Raw genomic sequence first — 22,834 nt, 5'->3', positions numbered from 1 at the left:
GTAAAAGGGAATGGTGGCCGGGCCCGCGTTGCGAGCCGCTCTCGGGCCCGGCCACCGCTGGTAGATCGGCCGCGCCGGAATTTAGATATTCGGACCAAACACGTCGTGCGGCGTCGTGTTCGATGGCCTCTCAACGATCTCGCCGTTGTCGGTGGCCGTAACAGTGGGCAATGGCGGATGTTCGTCAATGCGGTTATCTGCCCACGGATTAATCACCGCAGTCGGCAAGTGAGACGCCACTGACCACGGCTGTATATCGTGGCTGAAAAGGACTGCCGATACTCGGAGGCCACGATCGGATTCCGGCCCCCGCCAATACCCGGTCCTCTCGCGGAACGGCGTCACCGACGAAGGATCGCCCCAGTTGTAGCTGATTGCGGTCGGGCCGAACAGGGCATCGGTAACCTCGACTATGTCAGCGAAGTTGCCGACCGTGAGCACAGCGACGATCAGTGGTCTGTCAAGCGATCCTGGTGCCCCGTAGTGAGAACCCTTGGCGCGCACGGCATCGTGGATACGCTCTGCGTTCCGAACCCAGAATGCGCCGGACGGCGGTAGGGAACCGAGGACCCGGCGTCCCTCCCGCCGCTTGTCGGGAGAAACAGGGAACGCGGTGCAGGTGAGGACCCAGTCGTGAAAAGCGAAGTCCTTCTCAGGCGGGTCGCCTAACTCGCCGATGGCGTTTGCGGCCTCGATGTCTGCCAGCACGGCGTCGGGGTCGAGTCCTCTCAGCCAGTTGCCGATGTCGGTTTTGATTTGCCTTCGTCTGGGCTGTTGTGTGCCTTCCTCTTTGAATTCGACCCCGATCATGAAGTTGGGGTCGGAAATCTCGTTGATCGCGTCGTAAATCGCCGCCGCGATGGCGGGATTCTTCGTCGCCGGCGCGTCGGTTCCCATAACAACGGTGCATTCCACGTACATCGACTCGTCTTCGCGGGTAACGAGGAAGTCGGGCCGGGTCTCCACGCCGTCGATGCGTGGGTGGATCTCGATCGAATAGCCGAGGCACCGATACAGGGTGAAGGTATACAACTCCCACCAGGCCCCTAGGTGCTGGCCCGGGGAACTGACCGTGAGCGAATTGCGGAGCTGCTCCTTGTGTTCGTCCGGGTAGTGGGTAAACCAGTCTTCCAGTAGGGACCGGATGCGTGAAAATCGTTCTCCTGCTGCGCGATTCAGGAAGGAGTAGGAGCCCTCGGAAAAGAGAGCCGGGCTGTCATCGGTCCTCACAAAGTCATCGAAGAGGGGCTCGGGGGTGGGGTTTGTCACGTTAGTAGATGGTATCGGAACCGGCGGACCCGAAGGTGCGTCCAAGTAGACGTCTGGCCCCGCTCGCGGCGCCGCCTGACCTGAAGCTCTCCTCGGGATCGGGCGGTTACGTCGGCCGGCGCGGGTCCGGCGCTCGTCTCAGGCCTTGGAGCGCGGCCGGCCGGTTGGCCGGCCTGTCGGAACATACCGGCGCCCGGTCGGCGGTAGCGGCTCGCGCCGCAGTTCGCCGGCGATCACGCCCCACGGCTTCTCGGCCGGGGCGAGCGTCGCGAACCATTCCCGGCAGGCCGTTAGCGCCGGGCAGTCGCGGCACAGTGAGAGCGCCTCCGCTTCGCGCTCCTCGCGGTCGGGCTCGCGCGCCGAGTGCGGGTCGAACAAGGCGCTGCGGCCGGCGCAGCGGGCGCCGGGGAAGGCGGGAGCGCGAGCGAGGATGGCGGCCAAGTCGGACCAGCCCACGCCGCCAGTGTGGCGTCGCGGCGGCCTCGGGCGCGGGCAACACGGGGAACTAATCGGACCACGGTCCGAAAAAAACGCCGAATCTGAGGCGGTAAAAATTCGGTTGGGCGGGCGGGCGCGTGCAACGAGCTTTTCCGCGATCGCTACATACCCCCTCGGTGTCTATGGGCGCTTCGGTGATTTGGGCCTTTATTGGCTGTGGATCATCGCTTAATCTCGACCGCGTGAATCACCCTGAGGATCAGGAAGACCGCCGCCTTGTGGCCTACCACGAGGCAGGTCATGCCGTCGCCGCAGTGAAGTGTCCCGGTGGGCGTGTCGACGAGATAGATATCTCGTACAACCCTCTCGTCGACGACGAGGCACGGGGATACACCAAGCATGACCACGAGCCCGAGGACCAAGCGTTCATCATCTACGGCGGGCCGTGGGCACATGCGCGCGCCTGGATCATCGGGGAAGAGACCCGCGATGGCGACGACCGCACCTTCGAAAGCAAGGTGGCCGAGGCGTTCCGCTGTAATCACGACGATTGGTTCGCTTACGAACGGCAAATGGGCGGAGACGTGGACGCCATCAAAGCCTTCATTGATGAGGAGGTTGCTGCGTTCGTAGAAGGGAGAGACCGCAACGTCGAGCCACCGCCTCTAACCGCGCCCGATCCGGAGTGGCATGTGACGCTGACGAAGGCGTGGCCCGAAATCGAGGAGCTGGCAATTAAGATGCTGGACGTTGAAAAGGAGATCGTGATCGGCGACGGTAATCGGCTGATTTGGCAGGGACCAGAGTTACCGAACCGGTGGCGGAACCCTGACACACCGAGCGACGTCGATTACAAGAGCCTCGGATAAACAGATCCAGCTAGGTAGGGCTGGAGGTCATCGCCCCGCTGCTCCTAGAGGGTATGCGGATTTTCGTCTTGCGCCGGCAGTCGGTTGGGGATAGTGGGACGGTGACCACGCCGACGCCTACGCCGACGCCGAGCCCGACCCAGACCGTCGTGGTGAACGTACCGCCCGATGTGGTGGGGAAGTTCGCTCCGCATGACGACCTCGCCTGGATCAATGGGCCGACCGCGACGCTGATAGCCGGTCTACTGGCGCTGATAGGTGCGGGTATCGCGTTCTGGGCCGTTAACCGGCAGATCAGGTCCAACGCGAAAGTGGTTGCCGAGCAGATCACCGCGAACGCCGATGCGGTCGGCCGCCAGATCGAAGCCAACGCCCAGTCCGTCGCACGCCAGATCGAGGCCGCTGCCGCCCAGCAGCGACGGGAGGAGCGGCTTGACTTGGTGACGGAGGCCGCACACCTGGTACATGACTTGGCGGCGCTCGCTACCCAATACGCCGCCTTCGGAGGAGACCCGGACTGGCTCGACGAGCCGAGTGAGGTCAGACAAGCTCACGCGGAGAAGGAGTTCGACGAGTTGATCGTCTGGCCAGTCGCTCGCCGGCTCGACCTGTTGGGTATGGCAGACGCGGCTGAAGCAGTTCAGGCCGCGTATCACGAGGCGTACAAGATAATTCACCCCTCCCCGTACTTCGAATACGACGAGGAGTGGACGATGTACGACTTGCGGGATCGCGCAATCTCGGAGCTGAAGCGGGCTCTCGACGTGCTGTAGTACCGTCGGGCCGCCGTCCTTCCCGGTACGCAGTCAGTACGCAGCAGAATTTCTGACGGTTCCGACGGCTGCGCGGACTAACCAGGCTGAGCAGCGGTTTTGTCGCACAACCGTCACAGCTACGGGGTATAAACAGCGAGAACGTAGTACGCGCTCTACTACGACGTATAAGCCCCGTCAGCTGCCCGCCTCGATGGCCGCGACTTTTGCGGCCGCGTCGGGCCCGCAAAAGCGCTGGAGGTCCACCGGGCCGACCGCTAGCAAATCGTCAATGCGGCGCTTGAGGTCACCCGACGAGAGATGGGCATAGAGGTTCGCGCCCGGGCAGGACGTCGAGGCCAGATCGCGATGGCCCGCCAACGTGTTGCTTGCGACTCGAAAGTTCTGCGCGGCCCAGGCGAACGCGAGCGCGGCTCCCTGCAGCTGCGCCTCGGACACGGCCTCCTGATCGAAGTCGCCTTCGCAGAGCACCAGGAAATGGCCGGTCGTGTTGTAGTCCGTCGCTGTGTCGCCCGCGAATTCGGTGCTCCGCAGTTCGTAGATGTTGCCGTTGCGGTCGACGCCGACGTGATACGCGATGTCGATCCAGCCCTTCTCGTCTTGGTGGTACCGCTGGTCTTGGCGCAAATGGCTTGGGGCATTGCGATTTTCACCGAGGACCACCGCCTCGTGGTGCAGGGTCATGCGGGTGATGGTGTGGGGCTTCCCGCCGGCGCGGGCCGGCCGCGCGCCCCAGGCGTCTCGGCAGAGCAATTGCGCCGAACTGGCGGCCGAGGCAACGTCCGTCCGTGCCGCACCCGCGCCGATCACCGACAAGCCGATGCCGCCCGCCAGCCGGAACAGCTGACGGCGGTCGACCATGGGCCAGTGCTCCTACTTCGCCGCACTCGGGCAGTACGCAAAGACGGCGGCCTGTGCCAAATGCAAGGCGTCGTCATGACTGAACCGTTTCGGCCACGGATTGCCCGCGGCTCTGTCCTGGTTCTGTGCGGCCAGGATGTTGTTGACCGTGGATTCGATGGGCTCCGGCCGCGGCGGCAGCATCATGAAGCAGGTGTGGTGGCCGAGCTCCATGAACCGCTGACGCATGGCCGCCTTTCCGCTGTCGCTGATGCCGTAGCTGTCCAGCGTGGAGAGGAACTGTGCGTCCGCGCCGTCGGCCGGGGCGTTGGCGGCGCTCGAGGCGCTGACCGTGACGGTTTGCGGGCCCGGCGACATCGCCGTTTTGTCCCGTGACAGGTACACCCCCACCGAAATGAGGCCCGCCAGGGCGGCTACCGCGAGAGCCGCACCGCCGATGAGCACCCCAACCGGCGTCTGCCTGGTTTGGCTGCCCGTCATGCGCGGCCTCCTTTGACTCCCGGATGGTCGCCAAGGGCGCTCGCGCTTCGCGGACAACGCCGACCCCTCGCCCGGACTCCCCAGGCAACCCCAAGTCCAATCAATATCGCACCGTTTACGCTCCGGAGTTCAACGACACGTCAATGGCCGATGTCGAAGTCTGTCATGGCGGCGGCGGTCCGTACAGACCGCGCTAGGACGCCGGGCCGACCAGGTTCGCGTTCTGCGGGCAGTACGCGTGGACGGAGATCGTCACGTAGGTATCGGCGTCGAGCCCCGGATTGCTGGTCCGGAACGCCCCGACTATCTGGGGCACCGTCATCCCTTGACGGATGTCGTCGCACACCACCTTCCCGTTGTGAATGGCGGCCTCGGGATTGGCGAAGGAGATGCCGTGGTTGTTCAAATCCTGCACGTACTTGTTGTCCTGATCCGGCGTAGACACGATGGACGACGGGCCGGCCGCTGAAGGCGGCGCCGCGGGTGTGGTCGATGCAGGCGTCGGCGCGGCCGGTTGCCGACTCTTGGGGGACGGGCTGACGAGCCAGAAGACCAGGACGATCGCGCCCGCCAACCCCAGACCGCCCATTAGCAGGACGCCGGCCTTTCGCCAAGTGGCGCTCCATGATTGGCGGTCTTCCTGCGGTTCATCCCGGACGTCGTCGTAGTCGCGCGCCGACGTGCGGTCGGCTTCATCCGAAGCCGCGTGATTGGGTACGGCAACCGTCTCGGCGCGGTTGAGCCCGAACGTTTCGTCGGCAGCCGGAGACGGCTCGGCCATGACGGCCATGGTAACCATCACCGAGCGATTGTGAGAACCCAACCACGTAAGGGCTAACCCGCCGCGGCGTCGTCCCCGGTTACCCGTTCGATCGTCTGGGGCGCAACGCCGAGTCCCCGCAGGCAGAACCGCAGCGCGCGTTCGCGGACGACGGCGCGGTCCCAACGATGGGTTGCCCACTGCCGCTGGGTGCCCGCCCAAACGACGCCGTGGATCGATTTCGCCGCGGTCGACGGGACGATGTCTTCGAACACGCCGAGTTCGAGCCCGTGCTCAAGCTGCTCGATGAGCGGCTCGAGTATCGCACCGTAGGCGGGGGCCACCATCTCCGGAGAGGAGAGCGCTTGCGAGTAAGCCTCCAACGACAGGCGGCGCGAACCCGATTCGGCGTTGTCTCCAAAGGCGAGTTCGAGTCGCCCGTCGACCCACGCAACGACGGCTTCGACCGGGTTGGTGGTGTTCGCCATCCGGCCCCTCAACCGTTGGGTCTCCATGCGGGCCAGCTCCAGAAAGACCTCCGCGACCAACTGGTCCTTCGAGTCGAAATGCCGGTAGAAGGCGCGGGTACTGAGCTGCGCGCGTTCCAGCACGGCGGCGACGCTAAGCCCTCGGACGCCGTAGTCGTGCATCGACTGAGAGGCGGCGTCCAGGATGGCGCACCGCACGTCCGGGTCGGGGGCGAGCTTGTTCCGCCGTTGCGTCAACGAGGTAGTCATGGGTCAGAAGAGGGCAGTCCGGTTATACAGACGTTTCATAGGTGCGTAGGTACCCCGCGCCATTGCCAGCGGAAACCTCCAAACATCGACTGATCGAAAATTTACGTTTTCGAAATCTTTGGCTAGCCCAAGGCGGTGATTTGCTCGATGGTGTGCGGCGCCACGCCCAAGCCGCGCAGGCAGAACCGCACGGCTCGGTCGCGCACGTCATCTCGGTCCCAATGGTTCGTCGCCCACTGCCGCTGCGTGCCGGCCCACACGACGCCATGTATCGACTTCGCCGCGACCGCCGGGACGATGTCCTTGAACACGCCGAGTTCCAGGCCCCGCTGGAGCTGCTCGATGAGCGGCTCGAGGATTGCGCCATAGGCGGGCGTCACCGCCTCGGGGGTGGAGACCATTTTCGATTGGGCCTCCAGCGACACCTGCCGCAGCTCCGTCCTGATGTCCTCGTCGAACGCGAGGTCGAGCCGCCCGTCGATCCAGGCGGCCACCGCCTCGATAGGGTCGGTGGCTTGCGACATCTTGTCGCGCAGCCGCGTCACTTCGCTGCGCGTCATCTCCAGAAAGACCGCCGCCACCAGTTGGTCCTTCGACTCGAAATGTCGGTAGAACGCTCGGGTGCTCAGCTGCGCGCGCTCCAGCACCGTGGCGACGCTGAGTCCCCGAACACCCTGCTCGCGAACCGATTTCGCCGCGGCATCGACGATCGCGCGGCGCACGTCGGGGTCGGGTGCAAGCTTCTTGCGGCGTGGCGTGACCGTGTGGCTCGCATATTGCTGCGGACGCGCTCGCGGATCCCCCTGTCCCGTCATAGTTTGTAAAAATAATCCGCTGATCGGTCATACACACCCGCTTTCGGAAACCCCGTGTCGGGCGAATTGACGTCGCGCAGGATCGAGAGCGAGGGAAATGTTGGCCGACTCTTCTATTAGACAAATGCACAATTGTTCTCGCTCGAAATAGTTCTCGCGGGCTTGTGGCTGGTCCCGGCCGTTTCGGTGGCGCGGCTTGCGGGTCACAACCGGCGACGCGGCAATTGCGTTTCACCCGAACGGGTTTGCTGAAGCTGAGCAACGTACCGCAACCTCCTTAAACGTCTGACTGGCCATAATTCATAACTGAAAACGACTATTTCGGTGAACTCTAGTTCACTGGCGAACGAAACCTCATGCTCGTGCACCGGAGCGATTGGCTCTAGGCTGCGGCCATGGCAATCGACCGGGCCGCGCTTGTCGCGGGCAGCATCCGACTCGCGTCGGGCATCTCCTTCCTCGTCGACCCGCTCCGGGCGAACCGGCTGTGGGGCGACCCGGAGGAGCCGACGCCGACGGCGCGCCTGTTGCTGCATTCCATGGGCTATCGCGATGCGTTGATCGGCGGGCTGCTCGCCGCGGCGGCGCTGCGCGGCAAGGACACCCGCGGCTGGTTCCTGGCCTCGGGCGGTGCCGACGCGGCCGACCTGCTCGGCGGGATGAGCGTGCACGACGAGTTGAAGCCGTCGCAGCGGCTTATCGGCCTCGGCGGTGCCGTCGTCGGTATCGGCGTGGGGCTTTGGGGGGCGACGCGGCGTAACGTCGTCGGGCGACGAGGGGAGCAACCATGAGGATCGGCGTTCTGACGTTCATCACCGACGAGGGAATCGGCCCGGTCGAGTTGGGCCGGGCACTCGAGGAGCGCGGGTTTGCCTCCCTGTTCCTCGCGGAGCACTCGCACATCCCCGTCGACGCCAAGACGCCGTATCCGATGGGCGGCCCGATTCCGCGGAAGTACTACCGGACGTTCGATCCGTTCGTGGCGTTGACCGCGGCGGCCGTCGCGACGGAGCAACTCGTCCTGGGCACCGGGATCGCACTGGTCCCGCAGCGAGACCCGATCCTGACGGCCAAGGAGGTGGTCTCGCTCGACCTGGTGTCGCAGGGGCGATTCCGCTTTGGTGTGGGCGTGGGCTGGCTGCGCGAGGAGATCGCCAACCATGGCGTCGATCCGGGAGTGCGCGGCCGCACGGCGGACGAGCGGCTGGACGCGATGATCGAGATCTGGACGCAAGAAAAGGCTGAATTCCACGGCCAATTCGTGAACTTCGACGCGATCTACAGCTGGCCCAAGCCGCTGACGAAGCCGTATCCGCCGCTGTACGTGGGCGGCGGGCCGGGGGCTTTCAAGCGCATCGCCCGGCTCAACGCCGGCTGGCTCGCCATGAGCGGGTCGGCGGCCGCCCTGTCGGGTCAGCTGGAGGAGCTGCGCGCCGTTGCCGGGCACGACGTCCCGGTGATCAACATGCACATGGGGCAGCACACGGCACAAGCACTCGAGGCTTACCTGCCGCTGGGGGTGGAGCAGGCTTTGGTCGAGCTGCCCACCGAGCCGCGCGACGAGACGCTGCGGCGTTTGGATGAGCTGCAGGCCGAGTTCGCGCAATTGGCGTAAACGATTGCCGGGCAGGGGATCTAACGGACCAGGGCCGCTTCCACGAGCGACCAGTAGTTGCGTTCCCGCTCGGTCAGCTCGTTGGATGTGATCGCACCGAAGGTTGCGGCGTCGCGCGCGAACCGGGTCAGCGCGTCGGGCAACGCGTCCGGGCCTTGGAGCCGGAAACAACTCGGCGCCAGGGGACCGAACAGCAGGGCGCGCCGCAGCTCCGGCCAGTCATCCGGCTTCGGCTCGACACCAGCGGCCCGGGCGAAGGTCACGGCGACCAGGTTCATCCGCGTCTTCTGCGACGTCCCTCGCCGCGAGCGGTAGGCCGTGATCGCCGACCGCTGGTCGGTCTCGGTGGGCGACGAGACGGTGCCGCCCCATGTGTACGCGATCCACCTGGCTTGAAGTTCAAGCGGCACAAAGTATCCGCCCGACTGGTCCCACATGCCCACGAAGGCCAGACCCGGAAGGTCGGGATGGAAGGTGTAGCGGTCGGCGTTCAGGTGCACCGAGTCCAGGTCGAGGACGCGCCGGATGCCTTCCCCGAGGAATGGCATCGAAAGATTGAACCCGGTGCCGAACACGATCCCGTCGAATTCCTCGGTGCGGCCGTCGGCGAACGCCACCGTCGTGCCCGCGACCGACTCCATCCACGGGCGCACCGTGATCCGGCCCTCGGCCACCAGCGGGAGGTAGTGCTGGTTGAGGGTGAGGCCTGCCACCGAGACGGAAGGGTCCGGCGCCGGCGCGCCGTACTGTTCGGGGCTCCCTCCCGCCGCGACCACCATCTCCTTGAGTTGCCGGTCGATCTCGGCCGGCTGCAGCGTCTCGTCGGCCAGCGTTCCGTACCGCGTGTAGACCCGGTGATCGGACGGGACGCCGGCGGCGAACTTGGGCAGCACGTACCGCTGGCGCCGCTGGGTCACCACCACGCGCGCCGCGCCGAGTTGGGCGAGTTCCGTAGCGATCTCGAGCGCGCTGATCGCGCAGCCCGCCACCAGAACGCGCTTGCCCTGATACGGGGCGGGCCCCCGATAGTGGTATGTCGAGGTCGCCCCGGCCGAGCCGGCGAAGGTCTCGAGCCCTGGCACCGGGGGGATGGCTGCGGCGTGGAACCTTCCGGTGGCCACCACGACCCGCTCGAAGCATTCCTCCCCGCCGGCATGACGAACGAGCCAGCGGGCGCCGTCTCGTGTGACGAGTTCGACCGGGGCGCCGAACTGGATGCGCTCGACGAGCCGGAACTTTTCTGCGTAGCGGCGCAAGTAGTCGAGAATGGCGCGGTTGGACGGATACACCAGGCTCGTCTCGGGCTCGAGATCGCTGAAGGCCGTCAGGACGCGGCTGCTGTTCGTGTGCATGCTGGGCCATACGCCGCTGCGGCCGTCGAGGCCCGCCCACTGCCCGCCGAGCACCTGTGAGCGCTCGAAGATCGTCGGCTCGAACCCCTGCGACAGCAGCCAACGCGCCGCGATGAGACCGCCCGGTCCCGCCCCGATCACCGCGACGTTTCCAGCCATCCTGGAACTCTAAACGCTTCAGCCCATGCCGATTCGAATGTTCTTGACTTGCAGGAATTCGTACAGGCCGTCGAGGCCGCCGGTGCGACCGAAGCCGCTTTGCTTGAAACCGCCGTACGGTCCCTGCGGTGAGATGTCGCTGAACGTGTTGATCCACACCGAACCCGCCTCGAGCCGGCGCGCCACCCGGTGCGCGCGGGCGAGGTCGCGCGTCTGCACGAACGCGTTCAAGCCGTATGGCGTGTCATTGGCGATGCGCACCGCGTCTGCTTCGCTGCCGAACTTCATCAGCGATACCACCGGGCCGAAGGTCTCCGTTTGGGCCAGCGTGGAAGCGTTGTCCACGCCGCCGAACACCGTCGGCTCGATGTAGTAGCCCTTCGCCAGCTCGCCGCCCAATCTGGTTCCGCCGGTGAGTAATTCACCCGCTTTGTTGCGGACGGCCTCGTCGATCTCGGCGATGATGCGATCGGCGGCGGGCTGGCTGATGACGGGCCCGAACACCACGCCCGGGTCGAACGGGTCACCCGCCTTGGCGCTCGTGACGGCGCGCACAAAGCGTTCGGCGAACGCGTCGTAGACGGATTCGTGCGCCAGGATCCGGCTGGCGCAGGCGCAGCTCTGTCCCGACTGGATCAGCGGGCCCTGGTGCGCCGACAGCATGGCGGCCGCGTCGAGTTCGGCGTCGTCGAAGACGATCATCGCCGATTTGCCCCCGAGCTCCGCGACCACCGGTGTCACGTTCACCGCCGCCGCCTGGAGGACCTTGCGGGCGGTCGCCGCGCCGCCGGTGAAGTGCACCTTGCGGATGCCGGGGTGGCGGACGAGGGCGTCACCGCCTTCGGGTCCGGCGGGCACCACGTTGACGAGCCCGGCCGGTAGGCCGGCCGCCACGCACAGCTCGCCGAATCGTAAGGCGGCGAACGGCGCCACCTCCGACGGCTTGAGCACGACGGCGTTGCCCGCCGCCAGCGCCGGGGCTACGCACGACGCGATCACCACCAGCGCGCCGTTCCACGGGGTGATGACGCCGACGACGCCGTAGGGCTCGCGCTCGACGAGGTTGACGTCGAACGATTCGGCCATCGGCGTGCTGAGACCGTGCGGTTTGTCGACGTAGCCCGCGAAGTGACGCAGAAATCGTTCGAGCAGAATCGCGTTGCCGGCAAGCGAGATTGGAACGGCGTAGTCGTGCACGTTGAGCCGAGCCAGCTCGTCGAGGTCGTCGCGCACCGCGTCGGCCAAGTCGATCAGCTTATCCCGCCGGCGATCGGCGGTGAGTGACATCCATTCTCGATGGGCCGCCCACCCGGAGGCAACCGCCTCGTCGATCTCGGCGGCGCCCGCCAGTTGCACGCTCGCGTTGGGCTGGCCGGTGGCCGGGTAGATGTGCTGGTGGGCCCCGCCGGACGACCGCGTGACGCGGTCGCCGCCGATCAGGAGTCCTCCGGACAACGACGAGCTCACGTGGCTTCCGCGAGCCATTCCGCCGAGACGCGCTGCTTCTGCTCGCCGATCACCTGGCTCAGGCGGGAGGCTTTCGGCCAGCCGTAGTAGGCGGCGAAGTGCAGGGCCACTTCGTCCATCTCGTCGAAGGAGATGTCGCGGCTCTTCAGCGCGGCGTATACGTGGCTGAGGATCGGGATGGGCGCATCCTGGATGGCCACACAGGCCAACGTCACCAGGCGCCGCTCCTTGATTCCCAGGCCCGGCCGCAGCCACATCTCGCCGAACACGAAGTTCAAAATCCCCGCTCCGGAGTAGGGGTTGTCGCGGATCGGAACGAACGGAATGCAATTGACTGCCTTGAAGCATTCCTCCCCGCTCGCCAACCGGCTCTCCGGATCGCTCGGCGTCGTCAGGGGCAGCAGCGGCTCGGGTGGCGGCACGTCCTGGCCGCGTGCGCGCTGGATCCGTTCCCATTGCGCGTCGACGGCCATGTTGAATCGGGACGCCTTGGGCCAACCGGCGTATACGGCGAAATGCAACGCCGTTTCGCGCATCTCCGTGATCGTCAGGTCGCCGCTGTTCAACGCCGCGTACACGTGATCCTGCAGGGGCTCCTCGGCGTCGGCGGCCGCGACGCAGGCCAGCGTGACGAAACGCCGGTCCCTGCGGCTCAAGATCGGCCGCGACCAGATTTCGGCGAAGACGAAATCGATCAGGCCACTGGTGGTCGTGGGGCTCGGATCGTCGGGCGGGGGCACCGTCATCACCTCGGCGAAACGGTGCCTGCCCAGTTCTGAGCGTTCTGTCATGAAACCCGCTCTCTGCGTTGGGGTTTGGTGGCAATCACCGTATGGTGACGCCGGCGTCCACCTTGAACTCCAGCCCGGTCACGAATCGGGATTCGTCCGACACCAGGAACAGCACCGCGTTGCTGATGTCGATCGCCTCGACCATGAGGGTGGGCAGGGCGTTGAGGAAGATGGGGATCAAGTCGGGCCGCGTCTCGGCGAGGAGGCCCTGCAGGGACTCCGGGCGCATTCCCGTCTCCACTCCCGTCGGATGCACGGTGTTGACCCGAACGCTCTGCGCTGCAAGCTCATTGGCTAGGGCGCGGCTCAACCCGACGACGCCGTGCTTGGACGCCGTGTACGGGAGGTGCAGCGGGGTGCCCTTCAGCCCGGCCGACGAACTGACCAGGATCAGGCTGCCGCCCCGGCCGACGAGGTGGGGGAGGGCGGCGGCACACGTGTTCCAGGTGCCGATGAGGTTGACGTCGACGACGGTGCGCCACTGTTGCGACGTCGTCGTGTCCCAGGTGCCGACGGTCAGCACCCCGGCGTTGGCCACGGCAGCGTCCAGGCCGCCCAATTCGGCGACGCCGTCGTCGACCGCCGCGGCCAGGGCCGCCGCCTCGCGGATGTCGACCACGTGGAGGACGGCACGGCGGTCGTGCTTTTCGACCAGCCGCGCGGTTTCCTCGAGGTCCGCGCGCGAGGCGAGGGGATACTCGATCTCCGGCAGTGAGGCGCAGATGTCGACCAGGATGAGGTCGGCCCCTTCCTCGGCCAGTCGTACGGCGTGGCTGCGGCCCATTCCCCGCGCGGCGCCGGTTACCAGCACTCGCTTGCCGGCGACTCGTCCGTTCGCGCTCATAATTTGTTGCAGAATCCGGCGTCGACGGGAAAGGTCACCCCGGTGACGTACTTGGCCTCGTCGGAGACCAGGTAGGCGATGGCGGCGCTGACGTCCTCGGGCTCCAGCAGGCCGACCGGCATCGGGTTTTGCAGGTGCGGGCCGCCGTCGGGGTAGTTCTCGAGGAATTCGGTCATGGCGGGGTTGACCGCCATCATGGTGTTGACCGCGGTCGGGTGCACGGTGTTGACCCGAATGTTCAGCGGCGCAAGCGCATTGGCGAGTGTCCGCATCAGCCCGACGATGCCGTGTTTGGAGGCCGCGTAGCCCAGGCCGCCGCCCTGCAGGCCGCCGAAACCTTTCAGTCCGGCCGTGGAACTGGTGAAGATGATTGCCCCGCCGCGATTGCCGGCGAGCAGGTGCGGGATGGCCGCCCACGCGGTGTGGTACGCGCCGTCGAGGTTGACCGCGGTCGCCGCCTTCCACTGTTCCAGCTCCTCCTCGATGGTCAGCTCGCGGAAGGCCACGGGTGCGATCCCCGCGTTGGCCAGGACGATGTCGAGGCGACCGAACTGTTCGACGCCGGCGTCCACCGCCGACTTGACCTGACGGAAGTCGCGGACGTCGGCCACCAGCCCGAGCATCTTGGCGCCCTCGGCCTCGGCGAGGGCCACCGTTTCGTCGAGCTCGGCGCGGCTGGCCATCGGGTAGCCGTTCGCGGCGATGTCTTCGCAGATGTCGATGCCGACGATATTGGCCCCGTCGCGCGCCAGGCGAATCGCGTGGCTGCGGCCCTGTCCGCGAGCGACGCCGGTGATGAAGGCGACCTTGCCCTCCAGTTGGCCCATCATTCCTCCCTTCAGTAACGTGGTTACCCGAGCGGTAGAGTAACATGGTTACCGTGGTTGCAGAAGGGGGTCGCCAGCCGGATCCGATCATCGAGATCGTGGTCGAGCTGCTGGATACGCAGGGCTACGAGGCCGTGCAGCTCCGTGAGGTGGCCAAGCGCGCACGGGTATCCCTCGCCACGATCTACAAGCGGTACGCGACCCGCGACGAGCTGATCGTCGCCGCGCTCGAATGGTGGATGGACACCAATCGCTACGCGAACCTGCCGTCACCGGCCACCGGCGCGAGCGGCGAATCGCTTTACTCCGACCTGATGGATGTGATGCGGACGATTTTCGAGCCGTGGGAGCGACACCCGACGATGCTGCGCTCGTACTTTCGCGCACGATCCGGGCCGGGCGGCGAAAGGCTGATCCAGCGTGGCGTCGATGCCGTGGTCCCCGTCGCCAAATCGATTACGGCCCAGGTGGATTCGGACTACGCGAAAGATCTCGAGCTGATCCTGACGGGCGTCGTCTTCGGCTTCTTGGGTCGCTTTGCGCAGGGCGAGATCGAGGTCACCGAGATCGTGCCCGGGATCGAGCGCGCGGTGTTCTGGCTGACGGTGGCCTACGAGAATCGCGCCATCGCGCAATAGGTCAAGTGCCGCAGAACGTTTGGTACGCGCCGAAGTCCTCCGGCGCGGGGCTGGCGTAGCGCTCGAGGCCCGGTCGTTCGTCATAGGGGGCGGTGACTGCGTCGAGCAGGCGCCCGAGCGGATCGAGATCGCCGGCCGTCGCCGCGGCCAGCGCCTCCTCGACAACGTGATTGCGCGGAATGTAGACGGGGTTGGTCCGGTCCATCGATTCGGCGTCCGGGTCGAGGGCGCGCCAGCGCGCCAACCAGTCGTCGAACCCGGCGAGGTTGATGAACTGCCCGCGCGCTCCTTGCGATTCCCCGCGCGCCGCCCGCCCGAGGTGGCGGAAGAAGGACGTGTAGTCGACGTTGCTCTCGTTCAGCAGGGCGAGCAATTCTTCGAACAGCGGCGTGACGACTCCGGCGTCCAGGTCCTCGGACAGGCCCAGTTTGGCGCGCATGCCGGCCGACCACACGGCGTCGTAGCTGGGCCGGAAAATTCCGAACGCTTCCTCGGCGAGCCCCACCGCCTCGTCAACGTCGTTGGACAGCAACGGAATCAGTGATTCGGCGAACCGGGCCAGGTTCCACCCGGCGACCACCGGCTGGTTCCCGTAGGCGTAGCGACCCCAGAAATCGATCGAGCTGAAAACCGTGTCCGGGTCATACGCCTCCATGAAGGCGCACGGTCCGTAGTCGATGGTTTCACCGGAGATCGTCATGTTGTCGGTGTTCATCACCCCGTGCACGAAACCGATCAGCATCCATCGGGCAATCAGCGACGCCTGGACGGCGACCACCGCTTCGAACAGGGCCAGGTACGGTCGCTCGGCCTCGGCCGCGCTCGGATGGTGGCGCGCGATCGCGTGGTCCGCGAGGCGGCGCAGCAGATCGACATCGCCGGTGGCCGAAGCGTATTGGAAGCTGCCCACGCGCAGGTGACTGCTGGCGACGCGGGTAAGCACGGCGCCGGGTAGCTGCGTCTCGCGCTGCACCGGCCGCCCGGTGGCGACGACGGCCAGCGACCGGGTCGTTGGGACGCCGAGCGCGTGCATCGCCTCGCTGACGATGTACTCGCGCAGCATCGGGCCCACCGCCGCCAGGCCGTCGCCGCCGCGCGCGAACGGCGTGCGGCCGGACCCCTTCAGGTGGATGTCGCGCAGGCGCCCGCCGCCGTCGACGAGCTCGCCCAACAGCAGTGCGCGGCCGTCGCCTAATCGCGGGACATACCCTCCGAACTGGTGCCCGGCATAAGCCTGGGCCACCGGGACGGCGCCGCCGGGGACGAGGTTGCCCACCAGGAAACGCAGCCCGTCGGGACTCCGCAGCCAGTCGGCGTCGAGACCGAGCTCGGCGGCCAGCGGTTCGTTGATCGCGAGCAGCCGCAGGCCGGGGGCCGGCTCGGCCTGCCAGCGCACGGCCATCTCCGGCAGCTGGCGAAAGAACCGGTCCTGCAGAGCAACGGTGGTGTCCGGCGCAACGCTCACTTCACCGAGACTACGGAAGGTCGCGTCGCTAGCCGATGGCCTGCGCGATCAAGTCGCGGGCGCGGTCGAGCATCGAGGCGAACGGCCCGACGGCGAAATTCAGCTTCGCCGATTCCACGCCAGGATGCGGGCGGGTGGGGGCTATCGCCTCGGCCGCACGCACCGCCGAACCCATCCGCTTGAGGTCGTTCGGGTCGACTTCCCGCTCCAGCACGGGGAACTCCTCGTCCTCCTCGTGCCGGGCGTGGTCGAGCACGGCGTCGCGGAGCTTGGTCAGCTCGTCGACGAACTCCTGCGAGGTGGTGTCGAGTTTCTCGATCCGCGACAGCAGTTCCTTGGCTTCGTGCTCTTCTTTCAGCCGGGCGTCGACGATCGCGTCGCCATCGTCGCCCTCGCGCCGCATCCGCGGATGCACCACCATTTCCTCGGCCGTCTCGTGCACGGCCAGCAGTTGGCGCAACTCCACGAACGGCTTCTCGCGTGCCTTGGGGTCGGATGCGTGCAGCACTTCGTCAAACATGTCCTCGATGAGGTTGTGCTGCGCTTTGAGAAACGCGACGACCTCCTCGGGCGATTGGACAATCATGTCGGCCATCGCCGATACCTCCATCGATAGGGGATTTGGGGGTGCGGGCTATGGGCTGTGCACCGCTTTGCCAGAAATACCCGGCGCTGGGACGGGTAAACGCGAGCCCCCGTCAGACCGTGCGCAGCATCCGACGGGGGCTTCGGCGTATGCCGCTAGACGTTGCCGCGTGTCGTGGGTGTTCCGACAGCCGCGATTGTGTCGGTGTCCTTGCGGCGCTTGAGGCCGATGAGCCCACCCAACCCGAGCAGGCCAAGCAGCCCCCACAGGCCATTGTCGTCGCTGTGTTGGTCGGTGTTTTGGCCATTGTTGTTGTCGGCCAGCGTCGTTGTGGTCGATGACGGCACCGGCACACTTTGAGTGGTGGCGTTGGCGACGCCCGCCCCGCCGAACAGCAGTGCTCCGGTGGCAGAAATGACCGCAATTGACCTACGCATGTTTGCTCCTGAATTTGTTCTGCTCGATCTAGTGAACTGACCGAGAAAGAGTGCGACGCGAAAAAGGGCCCGAATGTCGCAAGGGTGGGGCTACCCGGTGTGAGAGGAATGAAACTGCACCCGAGGATTTTGCCAAGTACGATCGTTTGCTGATGGACCAGCAGGATCCGCAACAGCGCATCGCCGAGTTGGAGCTGCAGCTCGCGCAGCAGAAGCGCATCGCGGAGCTCGAGCGCCAGCTGGCCGACGCGAGGGCGGCCACGGGTGGGGGCCAACCTGTCGAGCAGCCGGCCGAGGTCTCCGCCGCGCAGCTGGCCGCCATCGACGAGCACGCGCGCCGGCTGGCGCAAGCCTTGGCGGCCGACCGCAGTCAGTCATTCGGGGGACCGGCCCCGCTTCGGGAGGCGCTGTCACGCGCCGTCGTCGACGCGGGACTTTCCCAGCAGCAGTACAGAGACGTCCTCGACCGCGCCGGCCTGCGCGCGGGCGGCACGATCAAAGTCGGGGGCCAAGTCGTCTACCAGCGGTGCGACCCATCCGATCCCGTTTTCCTGGCACCGCGCCCGCGGGCAGCCTATATCGGTCGAGGCTTCGCGGCGCCGCAGCGCAAGCTCTCCGGGGCCGGTTGGATCGGGCCGATCGTTGCGCTGCTCGGCGGGGGGATCGGCCTGTGTGTCGGCATCGCGGCGGCGGCGACCGCCCTCATCCCGTCGAGCGCGCTGTGGATGAGTCCCATCGTGTGCCGCAGCGGATACGCGATGGCGTACAACACCTCGCACTACAGCTACAAGCCGGGCCAGTCGGGCACCAGCGTGAGCTTCCAGTGTGTCGGCGATGGCGACTCGTACGACCTCAACGACTTCGCGGTCTTTGCGCTGCAGTCGTTGCTCGCCGCGCTCCTGGTATTCGCCGTCCTGGCTGTGGGGGGCTTGCTGTGGCGGCGCTCGCATAAGCCCGCGTGATCGCCGGTTCGCCAGGCGACTACGGTCTAAGAAACACGAATTTCACTCAACGGAATGAACATGGCGACAGATCAGATGTACGAACAGGTCGACGACCAGGCGCCGGATCCCGCCGACATCGGCTGGCGCATCGATCCCGTTCTCGCCCGCAGTTGGCTGCTGGTCAACGGCGCGCACGCCGATCGGTTCCAGGCCGCAGCGCATTCCCGCGCCGACATCGTGGTCCTGGACATCGAGGATGCGGTGGCGCCCAAAGACAAGCAGGCCGCCCGCGAGAACGTGGTGCGTTGGCTCAACGCCGAAAACACCGACTGGGTCCGCATCAACGGGTTCGGCACCCCGTGGTGGGCCGATGATTTGGCGGCGCTGGCCGGTACGCCCGTCGGCGGGGTGATGCTGGCGATGGTCGAATCGGTGGACCACGTCACCGAGACCGCGCAACGCCTGCCCAACGTGCCCATCGTGGCGTTGGTCGAGACGGCCCGGGGACTGGAGCGCATCACCGAGATCGCCGCGGCCAAGGGCACATTCCGGCTCGCGTTCGGGATCGGCGATTTCCGCCGCGACACCGGCTTCGGGGAGGACCCGAGCACCCTGGCGTACGCGCGCTCGCGCTTCACGATCGCCGCGAAAGCGGCCAACCTGCCCAGCGCGATCGACGGGCCGACGATCGGCTCCAACGCCTTGAAGCTCATCGAGGCCACGGCCGTTTCCGTCGAATTCGGGATGACCGGCAAGATCTGCCTGACGCCAGATCAGTGCGCGGTGGTGAACGAGGGGCTTTCCCCATCCCAGGACGAAATCTCCTGGGCCAAGGAGTTTTTCGCCGAGTTCGAACGTGACGGGGGAGAGATCCGCAACGGCTCCGACCTGCCGCGTATCGCGAGGGCCACCAAGATCTTAGAGCTGGCCCGCGCCTACGGCATCGAGGTGTCGGAGTTCGACGACGAGGAGCGCGTGCACTCGCCCGCGCCGTCGGACACGTACCACTACTAGGAGTCGGTCCGATGAGCGCCACCGTGGACTTCCACTTCGACCCCATGTGCCCGTTCGCCTACCAGACGTCGTTGTGGCTCCGCGACGTTCGTGAGCAGCTCGGCATAACCATCAACTGGCGGTTCTTCAGCCTCGAAGAGGTCAATTGGTCGGAGGGCCAAAAGCACCCGTGGGAACGGGAGTGGTCCTACGGCTGGTCGCTGATGCGGATCGGGGCGCTGCTGCGCCGGACGGACATGTCGTTGCTGGACCGGTGGTACGGCACGATCGGACGTGAACTGCACACCCTGGGTGGCAAGCCGCACGATCCGGCGGTGGCACGAAAACTGCTGGGCGACATCGGCGTCGACGCGGCGGTTTTGGACGAGGCGCTGGACGACCCCACCACCCACGACGAGATCCGCGAGGAACATCAGCGCGTCCTCGACGCGGGCGGGTTCGGTGTGCCGACGCTTTTTCTGTTGGGCCAGTGCTTGTTCGGACCCGTGTTGGTGGATCCGCCGACCGGGACTCCCGCGCTGACGCTGTGGAACGTCGTAACCGGGATGGCCGAGTTGCCGCATGTCTACGAACTGCAGCGGCCCAAGGCGCCGGCCGATCTCGACCTCATCGGCCGAAGCCTGCGCCCGTATCTCGATGGGCGCGATTGGGTCAGCATCAACCGCGGCGAAGTTATCGACCTCGATGGCCTAAGCGGCGTGTCGGGCAATAGCGACGCCGATTCGTAACTCGATCTCGCTGACTTCGATCGTGGGAGCCCGAGGTGGGGCCGTCGACCGGTACGTCTGCCCCGTCGGCGTGGTGAATTCGGCTGTGTGCGTGTGGTTTTCGTCCACAGTGGTCGTGACCCGCCAGCCTGCGGCCTCCTTGGCGTAGTTGCATTGCTCGCAGGACCCCAGACCGTTGTCCGCGCTGGTGGGCCCGCCCGCGGCCCACGGCCGCGCGTGGTCGCGGTGCCGGATCGGCGCGTCGCAATAGGGCGTGCGGCAACGTTGATCGCGCATTTCGACGAACGCTGCCAGGCCGCGCGGGAACAGGCGCGCTCGTGACTCCATTGCCACCAGCGCCCCCGAACGCGGATGCGCGTAGAGCCTGCGCAGCGTCGCCCGGGAGCGCCGGTCCGCCAGCGTGGCGGCGACCATGGCCCGGGCGACCGCCGCCGGAATGGCGCCATAGCCGGAGAGGTCGGCCGGCGCGTCGTCACCGCCCAGCAGCGTTGCGTCCGAGAGGACCAGGTTGACCGCGATCGGGGTGGGGGCCGCCGCCTCGCGTCCGGTGACCCGTTCCACCAGGGTGTCCGCCATGATTTGGCCGCGTGAGCGGCCGTCGCCGCGGGTGTCCGCCTCGCGGCGCAGCGCCGCGTACACCGAGACTCCCTGGGTCACCGGCAGCAGCGCCGTCACGTAGGTCATCGTGTCCGGCGCGGGCCTAATGGTGACCGTGCGCTCGTTCTCGGCCTTGGCCGCTCGCTCGACGACGGCATGCGGATCCAGGCGATAGGCGATCGCCTTGGCGGCGGCGGCCAGCCGCGCGTCGCCCACGCCGTTCAGCTTGTCCGGGTCGGCGCACAACTCGGCGTCCAGCGTCCGGCGATCCTCGACGTCCAGGCAGGCGCTCTCGCGCACGATCAGGGTGGCCCGCCACTCCGACAGCGCCCCGCATTCCAGCGCGGCCAGCGTGTGTGGCATCTCGTACACCAGCGCCTTCGCGAAGCCCAGATGCCGACCGCCCCGGGCGGGGGAATCGCGTCGCGCCAGGGCGATCTCGCTGGCCACGCCCCGTCCGCGCTGGGCGGTCGGCACCCCGGCGGCGGCTTCGTTCGAGCGTCGCAACGCATCGAGGGCCGCGGCCAACCGCGCCTGACCCGCGGCGGCCGCCGATTTTTCGCGCTCCAAGTCGGCGATCCTCTCGATGAGAGCGGCCTCGTCGGCATTCGGTTCGAACATAGGTTCGATTATACCGGGGCGACCGACAAGATCGCTAACCTGAGCGCGTGGGCGCGAGAAGCCGCATTCGTGTGGCGCGCATATATGACGAAACCGATCCGAACGACGGGCAGCGGGTGCTGGTCGATCGCATCTGGCCCCGCGGGGTGCGCAAGGACGACCCGCGGGTGGGCATCTGGTGCAAGGACGTCGCGCCGTCGAAGGAGCTGCGCGAGTGGTACCACCATGACCCGGAACGGTTCGACGAATTCGCGGCGCGCTACACCGACGAGTTGCACGACAGCCCGGCGCTGGCGGAACTGCGAAAGCTGGCCAAGCGCGGCGTCGTAACCCTGGTGACCGCCGCCCGCGAAGTGGACGGCAGTCACGCGTCGGTGCTGGCGAAGCTCCTCAAAGGCAACTGAAATGCGGTTGGGATTGCACGCGCTGGGAATCGGGTCCGGCGCCGATCGGGCGGTGATCGACGCCGTCGCATCGGCCGCGGACAAGTGCGGCTTTGCCACACTCTGGGCCGGTGAACACGTCGTCATGGTGGATCGATCCGCGTCCCGCTACCCCTATTCCGACGACGGCGTCATAGCCGTTCCCGCGCAAGCGGATTGGCTCGACCCGATGATCGCGCTGAGCTTCGCCGCCGCCGCGTCGTCCCGGATCGGCCTGGCGACGGGCGTGCTCCTGCTCCCCGAACACAACCCGGTCGTGGTCGCCAAGCAGACCGCCAGCCTGGACCGGCTGAGCGGCGGGCGGCTGACGCTGGGCGTGGGCGTCGGATGGTCGCGGGAGGAATTCGCCGCTCTCGGTGTGCCTTTCGAGCAGCGGGCCGCCCGCACCGCCGAATACGTGGCGGCGATGCGCACGTTGTGGCGCGACGACGTCGCCTCGTTCGACGGGACGTTCGTCCGCTTCGATGCGATCCGGGTCAACCCAAAGCCGTTGCGTGAGCGCTGCATCCCAATTGTGTTGGGCGGCAACAGCGATGCGGCGCTGCGCCGGGTGGCCGCTTGGGGCGACGGCTGGTACGGGTTCAACCTCGACGGGCCGGCCGCGGTGCGCGAACGCATGGACAGGCTCGAGCGGCTCTGCGCCGACGATGGCCGCGATCGCGCCGAGCTGAGGGTGTCCGTGGCGCTGCGCGATCCGAGTGTCCGCGACATCGGCGCGCTCGCTGAGGTGGGCGTCGACGAACTGGTCCTGGTGGCGGCGCCGCCCGACCGCCCCGAGGCCGCTACCGGCTGGGTTTCCGCGCTGGCCGACGAGTGGACAGAGGCGCTTGGGTAGGCTCCGCGTTTGATATGAGCGAACCCGAAGTGATCTTGCCGCGGGAACTGACCAACATCAGCGACGAGGTGCGTCGCGTGCCGCCGCCGCCCGGCGCCGCCGACGTTCCCGAACCGTACGCTTTCCGGCTTGCCGACCCGGACGCCGACGCCGAGATGATCTCGGAGTGGATGAACCGGCCCGCCCTCGCCGAATCATGGGAATACGCCTGGCCGCCCGAGCGCTGGCACCGATACCTGAGCGCGCAGCTGAACGGTAGCTATTCCCGGCCGTTTTTTGCCAGCCAGGATGGCCAAGACCACGCCTACATCGAGTTATACAGGGCCGCAAAGGATTCCATCGCCACCCGGTACGAGGCGGACCCCTACGATTTGGGGATACATGCCGCCATCGCCGACGAAGAGTTCGTGAATCGGGGAATCGCCGGGTATATGCTGCCGTATTTCGTGGCGAGCGTGCTCGGCCAGGA

Annotated in this window: 27 protein-coding genes; 11 read left to right on the top strand and 16 right to left on the bottom strand. The window is 66.7% G+C overall.

Going from position 1 to position 22,834, the window contains the following annotated elements:
• Positions 1-81: 81 nt before the first annotated feature.
• A complete protein-coding gene (locus tag A5706_RS14505) occupies positions 82-1,269 on the bottom strand; it encodes a hypothetical protein (RefSeq protein WP_156767123.1) in 1,188 nt (395 codons plus the stop codon).
• A gap of 138 nt (positions 1,270-1,407) precedes the next feature.
• Positions 1,408-1,725 (bottom strand): WhiB family transcriptional regulator, encoded by a 318-nt coding sequence (locus tag A5706_RS14500; protein ID WP_068131703.1) that lies wholly within the window; start codon positions 1,723-1,725, stop codon positions 1,408-1,410.
• Positions 1,726-1,949: 224 nt separating this feature from the next.
• Here A5706_RS14500 and A5706_RS14495 point away from each other — a divergent pair, with 224 nt between their 5' ends.
• Positions 1,950-2,576, top strand: coding sequence for a hypothetical protein (locus A5706_RS14495; RefSeq protein ID WP_197517830.1), 627 nt, complete (start codon positions 1,950-1,952; stop codon positions 2,574-2,576).
• Between the two features lie 101 nt (positions 2,577-2,677).
• Positions 2,678-3,349 (top strand): hypothetical protein, encoded by a 672-nt coding sequence (locus A5706_RS14490; protein ID WP_156767121.1) that lies wholly within the window; start codon positions 2,678-2,680, stop codon positions 3,347-3,349.
• Positions 3,350-3,526: 177 nt separating this feature from the next.
• Here the strand turns inward: A5706_RS14490 and A5706_RS14485 are convergent, their stop codons facing one another.
• From A5706_RS14485 to A5706_RS14465, 5 genes are all read right to left on the bottom strand, one after another.
• Complete coding sequence (locus A5706_RS14485) at positions 3,527-4,210, bottom strand: N-acetylmuramoyl-L-alanine amidase (protein WP_197517829.1); 684 nt, start codon at positions 4,208-4,210, stop codon at positions 3,527-3,529.
• A gap of 12 nt (positions 4,211-4,222) precedes the next feature.
• The gene (locus A5706_RS14480) at positions 4,223-4,690 is read right to left on the bottom strand and encodes a DUF732 domain-containing protein (protein ID WP_068131697.1); all 468 of its coding nucleotides are present in this window, start codon (positions 4,688-4,690) and stop codon (positions 4,223-4,225) included.
• Between the two features lie 193 nt (positions 4,691-4,883).
• Positions 4,884-5,480: a DUF732 domain-containing protein gene (locus A5706_RS14475; RefSeq protein WP_068131826.1), complete on the bottom strand. Its 597-nt coding sequence runs from the start codon at positions 5,478-5,480 to the stop codon at positions 4,884-4,886.
• Positions 5,481-5,524: 44 nt separating this feature from the next.
• Positions 5,525-6,187 (bottom strand): TetR/AcrR family transcriptional regulator, encoded by a 663-nt coding sequence (locus tag A5706_RS14470; protein ID WP_068131695.1) that lies wholly within the window; start codon positions 6,185-6,187, stop codon positions 5,525-5,527.
• Between the two features lie 122 nt (positions 6,188-6,309).
• Positions 6,310-7,002, bottom strand: coding sequence for a TetR/AcrR family transcriptional regulator (locus A5706_RS14465; protein ID WP_082964375.1), 693 nt, complete (start codon positions 7,000-7,002; stop codon positions 6,310-6,312).
• A 395-nt stretch (positions 7,003-7,397) separates the two neighbouring features.
• Between A5706_RS14465 and A5706_RS14460 the strand changes: the two genes are divergently transcribed.
• Positions 7,398-7,793 (top strand): DUF4267 domain-containing protein, encoded by a 396-nt coding sequence (locus tag A5706_RS14460; protein WP_068131692.1) that lies wholly within the window; start codon positions 7,398-7,400, stop codon positions 7,791-7,793.
• A complete protein-coding gene (locus A5706_RS14455) occupies positions 7,790-8,617 on the top strand; it encodes an LLM class F420-dependent oxidoreductase (protein WP_068131690.1) in 828 nt (275 codons plus the stop codon). The genes A5706_RS14460 and A5706_RS14455 overlap by 4 nt, the downstream gene beginning before the upstream one ends.
• A gap of 20 nt (positions 8,618-8,637) precedes the next feature.
• On the opposite strand, the gene A5706_RS14450 is transcribed toward A5706_RS14455, so the two are convergent.
• The 5 genes from A5706_RS14450 to A5706_RS14430 are packed head-to-tail and all read right to left on the bottom strand — an operon-like array spanning position 8,638 to position 14,057.
• A complete protein-coding gene (locus A5706_RS14450) occupies positions 8,638-10,128 on the bottom strand; it encodes an NAD(P)/FAD-dependent oxidoreductase (RefSeq protein WP_068131688.1) in 1,491 nt (496 codons plus the stop codon).
• A gap of 18 nt (positions 10,129-10,146) precedes the next feature.
• On the bottom strand, positions 10,147-11,613 hold the full coding sequence (locus A5706_RS14445) for an aldehyde dehydrogenase (RefSeq protein ID WP_068131686.1): 1,467 nt from the start codon (positions 11,611-11,613) through the stop codon (positions 10,147-10,149).
• Complete coding sequence (locus A5706_RS14440) at positions 11,592-12,386, bottom strand: carboxymuconolactone decarboxylase family protein (RefSeq protein ID WP_068131685.1); 795 nt, start codon at positions 12,384-12,386, stop codon at positions 11,592-11,594. Before A5706_RS14440 ends, A5706_RS14445 begins: the two co-directional genes overlap by 22 nt.
• 34 nt (positions 12,387-12,420) lie before the next feature.
• The gene (locus tag A5706_RS14435) at positions 12,421-13,230 is read right to left on the bottom strand and encodes a mycofactocin-coupled SDR family oxidoreductase (RefSeq protein ID WP_068131681.1); all 810 of its coding nucleotides are present in this window, start codon (positions 13,228-13,230) and stop codon (positions 12,421-12,423) included.
• Positions 13,227-14,057, bottom strand: coding sequence for a mycofactocin-coupled SDR family oxidoreductase (locus tag A5706_RS14430; protein ID WP_068131824.1), 831 nt, complete (start codon positions 14,055-14,057; stop codon positions 13,227-13,229). The genes A5706_RS14435 and A5706_RS14430 overlap by 4 nt, the downstream gene beginning before the upstream one ends.
• A gap of 44 nt (positions 14,058-14,101) precedes the next feature.
• Between A5706_RS14430 and A5706_RS14425 the strand changes: the two genes are divergently transcribed.
• Positions 14,102-14,695: a TetR/AcrR family transcriptional regulator gene (locus tag A5706_RS14425; protein WP_068131679.1), complete on the top strand. Its 594-nt coding sequence runs from the start codon at positions 14,102-14,104 to the stop codon at positions 14,693-14,695.
• 1 nt (position 14,696) lies between these two features.
• Here A5706_RS14425 and A5706_RS14420 read toward each other — a convergent pair whose 3' ends face one another.
• The 3 genes from A5706_RS14420 to A5706_RS14410 form a co-directional block, all read right to left on the bottom strand.
• Entirely contained in the window at positions 14,697-16,160 is a 1,464-nt protein-coding gene (locus tag A5706_RS14420; RefSeq protein WP_068131676.1) for a YdiU family protein, read from the bottom strand.
• Between the two features lie 28 nt (positions 16,161-16,188).
• A complete protein-coding gene (locus A5706_RS14415) occupies positions 16,189-16,755 on the bottom strand; it encodes a hemerythrin domain-containing protein (RefSeq protein WP_068131674.1) in 567 nt (188 codons plus the stop codon).
• A gap of 146 nt (positions 16,756-16,901) precedes the next feature.
• On the bottom strand, positions 16,902-17,183 hold the full coding sequence (locus A5706_RS14410) for a WGxxGxxG family protein (protein ID WP_068131672.1): 282 nt from the start codon (positions 17,181-17,183) through the stop codon (positions 16,902-16,904).
• Between the two features lie 152 nt (positions 17,184-17,335).
• Between A5706_RS14410 and A5706_RS14405 the strand changes: the two genes are divergently transcribed.
• From A5706_RS14405 to A5706_RS14395, 3 genes are all read left to right on the top strand, one after another.
• Positions 17,336-18,145, top strand: a complete 810-nt coding sequence (locus A5706_RS14405; protein WP_068131670.1) for a hypothetical protein — start codon at positions 17,336-17,338, stop codon at positions 18,143-18,145.
• A gap of 75 nt (positions 18,146-18,220) precedes the next feature.
• On the top strand, positions 18,221-19,141 hold the full coding sequence (locus tag A5706_RS14400) for a CoA ester lyase (protein ID WP_068131822.1): 921 nt from the start codon (positions 18,221-18,223) through the stop codon (positions 19,139-19,141).
• Between the two features lie 11 nt (positions 19,142-19,152).
• Positions 19,153-19,869, top strand: coding sequence for a DsbA family protein (locus A5706_RS14395; protein WP_068131664.1), 717 nt, complete (start codon positions 19,153-19,155; stop codon positions 19,867-19,869).
• Here the strand turns inward: A5706_RS14395 and A5706_RS14390 are convergent.
• Entirely contained in the window at positions 19,831-21,087 is a 1,257-nt protein-coding gene (locus tag A5706_RS14390) for an HNH endonuclease signature motif containing protein (protein WP_068131662.1), read from the bottom strand. The genes A5706_RS14395 and A5706_RS14390 overlap by 39 nt on opposite strands.
• A 47-nt stretch (positions 21,088-21,134) precedes the next feature.
• Between A5706_RS14390 and A5706_RS14385 the strand changes: the two genes are divergently transcribed.
• The 3 genes from A5706_RS14385 to A5706_RS14375 form a co-directional block, all read left to right on the top strand.
• A complete protein-coding gene (locus A5706_RS14385; protein ID WP_068131655.1) occupies positions 21,135-21,491 on the top strand; it encodes a DUF488 domain-containing protein in 357 nt (118 codons plus the stop codon).
• A gap of 1 nt (position 21,492) precedes the next feature.
• The gene (locus A5706_RS14380; protein WP_068131650.1) at positions 21,493-22,365 is read left to right on the top strand and encodes an LLM class F420-dependent oxidoreductase; all 873 of its coding nucleotides are present in this window, start codon (positions 21,493-21,495) and stop codon (positions 22,363-22,365) included.
• Between the two features lie 14 nt (positions 22,366-22,379).
• A partial coding sequence (locus A5706_RS14375) for a GNAT family N-acetyltransferase (protein WP_068131648.1) occupies positions 22,380-22,834 on the top strand: 455 nt, incomplete at its 3' end.

It is taken from the genome of Mycobacterium sp. E796 (genome assembly GCF_001672815.1).
In the GTDB taxonomy this organism is placed as follows: Bacteria; Actinomycetota; Actinomycetes; order Mycobacteriales; family Mycobacteriaceae; genus Mycobacterium.
The sequence above is the reverse complement of the archived record's forward strand: the minus strand, read 5'-3'. Positions and strand labels throughout refer to the sequence as shown.

Excerpts from the sequence above, each read along its gene's own strand:
- A5706_RS14485 (WP_197517829.1), bottom strand. The coding sequence starts at position 4,210 with ATGGTCGACCGCCGTCAGCTGTTCCGGCTGGCGGGCGGCATCGGCTTG.
- A5706_RS14480 (WP_068131697.1), bottom strand. The coding sequence starts at position 4,690 with ATGACGGGCAGCCAAACCAGGCAGACGCCGGTTGGGGTGCTCATCGGC.
- A5706_RS14475 (WP_068131826.1), bottom strand. The coding sequence starts at position 5,480 with ATGGCCGTCATGGCCGAGCCGTCTCCGGCTGCCGACGAAACGTTCGGG.
- A5706_RS14470 (WP_068131695.1), bottom strand. The coding sequence starts at position 6,187 with ATGACTACCTCGTTGACGCAACGGCGGAACAAGCTCGCCCCCGACCCG.
- A5706_RS14465 (WP_082964375.1), bottom strand. The coding sequence starts at position 7,002 with ATGACGGGACAGGGGGATCCGCGAGCGCGTCCGCAGCAATATGCGAGC.
- A5706_RS14460 (WP_068131692.1), top strand. The coding sequence starts at position 7,398 with ATGGCAATCGACCGGGCCGCGCTTGTCGCGGGCAGCATCCGACTCGCG.
- A5706_RS14455 (WP_068131690.1), top strand. The coding sequence starts at position 7,790 with ATGAGGATCGGCGTTCTGACGTTCATCACCGACGAGGGAATCGGCCCG.
- A5706_RS14450 (WP_068131688.1), bottom strand. The coding sequence starts at position 10,128 with ATGGCTGGAAACGTCGCGGTGATCGGGGCGGGACCGGGCGGTCTCATC.
- A5706_RS14445 (WP_068131686.1), bottom strand. The coding sequence starts at position 11,613 with ATGGCTCGCGGAAGCCACGTGAGCTCGTCGTTGTCCGGAGGACTCCTG.
- A5706_RS14440 (WP_068131685.1), bottom strand. The coding sequence starts at position 12,386 with ATGACAGAACGCTCAGAACTGGGCAGGCACCGTTTCGCCGAGGTGATG.
- A5706_RS14435 (WP_068131681.1), bottom strand. The coding sequence starts at position 13,230 with ATGAGCGCGAACGGACGAGTCGCCGGCAAGCGAGTGCTGGTAACCGGC.
- A5706_RS14430 (WP_068131824.1), bottom strand. The coding sequence starts at position 14,057 with ATGGGCCAACTGGAGGGCAAGGTCGCCTTCATCACCGGCGTCGCTCGC.
- A5706_RS14425 (WP_068131679.1), top strand. The coding sequence starts at position 14,102 with ATGGTTACCGTGGTTGCAGAAGGGGGTCGCCAGCCGGATCCGATCATC.
- A5706_RS14415 (WP_068131674.1), bottom strand. The coding sequence starts at position 16,755 with ATGGCCGACATGATTGTCCAATCGCCCGAGGAGGTCGTCGCGTTTCTC.
- A5706_RS14410 (WP_068131672.1), bottom strand. The coding sequence starts at position 17,183 with ATGCGTAGGTCAATTGCGGTCATTTCTGCCACCGGAGCACTGCTGTTC.
- A5706_RS14405 (WP_068131670.1), top strand. The coding sequence starts at position 17,336 with ATGGACCAGCAGGATCCGCAACAGCGCATCGCCGAGTTGGAGCTGCAG.
- A5706_RS14400 (WP_068131822.1), top strand. The coding sequence starts at position 18,221 with ATGTACGAACAGGTCGACGACCAGGCGCCGGATCCCGCCGACATCGGC.
- A5706_RS14395 (WP_068131664.1), top strand. The coding sequence starts at position 19,153 with ATGAGCGCCACCGTGGACTTCCACTTCGACCCCATGTGCCCGTTCGCC.
- A5706_RS14390 (WP_068131662.1), bottom strand. The coding sequence starts at position 21,087 with ATGTTCGAACCGAATGCCGACGAGGCCGCTCTCATCGAGAGGATCGCC.
- A5706_RS14380 (WP_068131650.1), top strand. The coding sequence starts at position 21,493 with ATGCGGTTGGGATTGCACGCGCTGGGAATCGGGTCCGGCGCCGATCGG.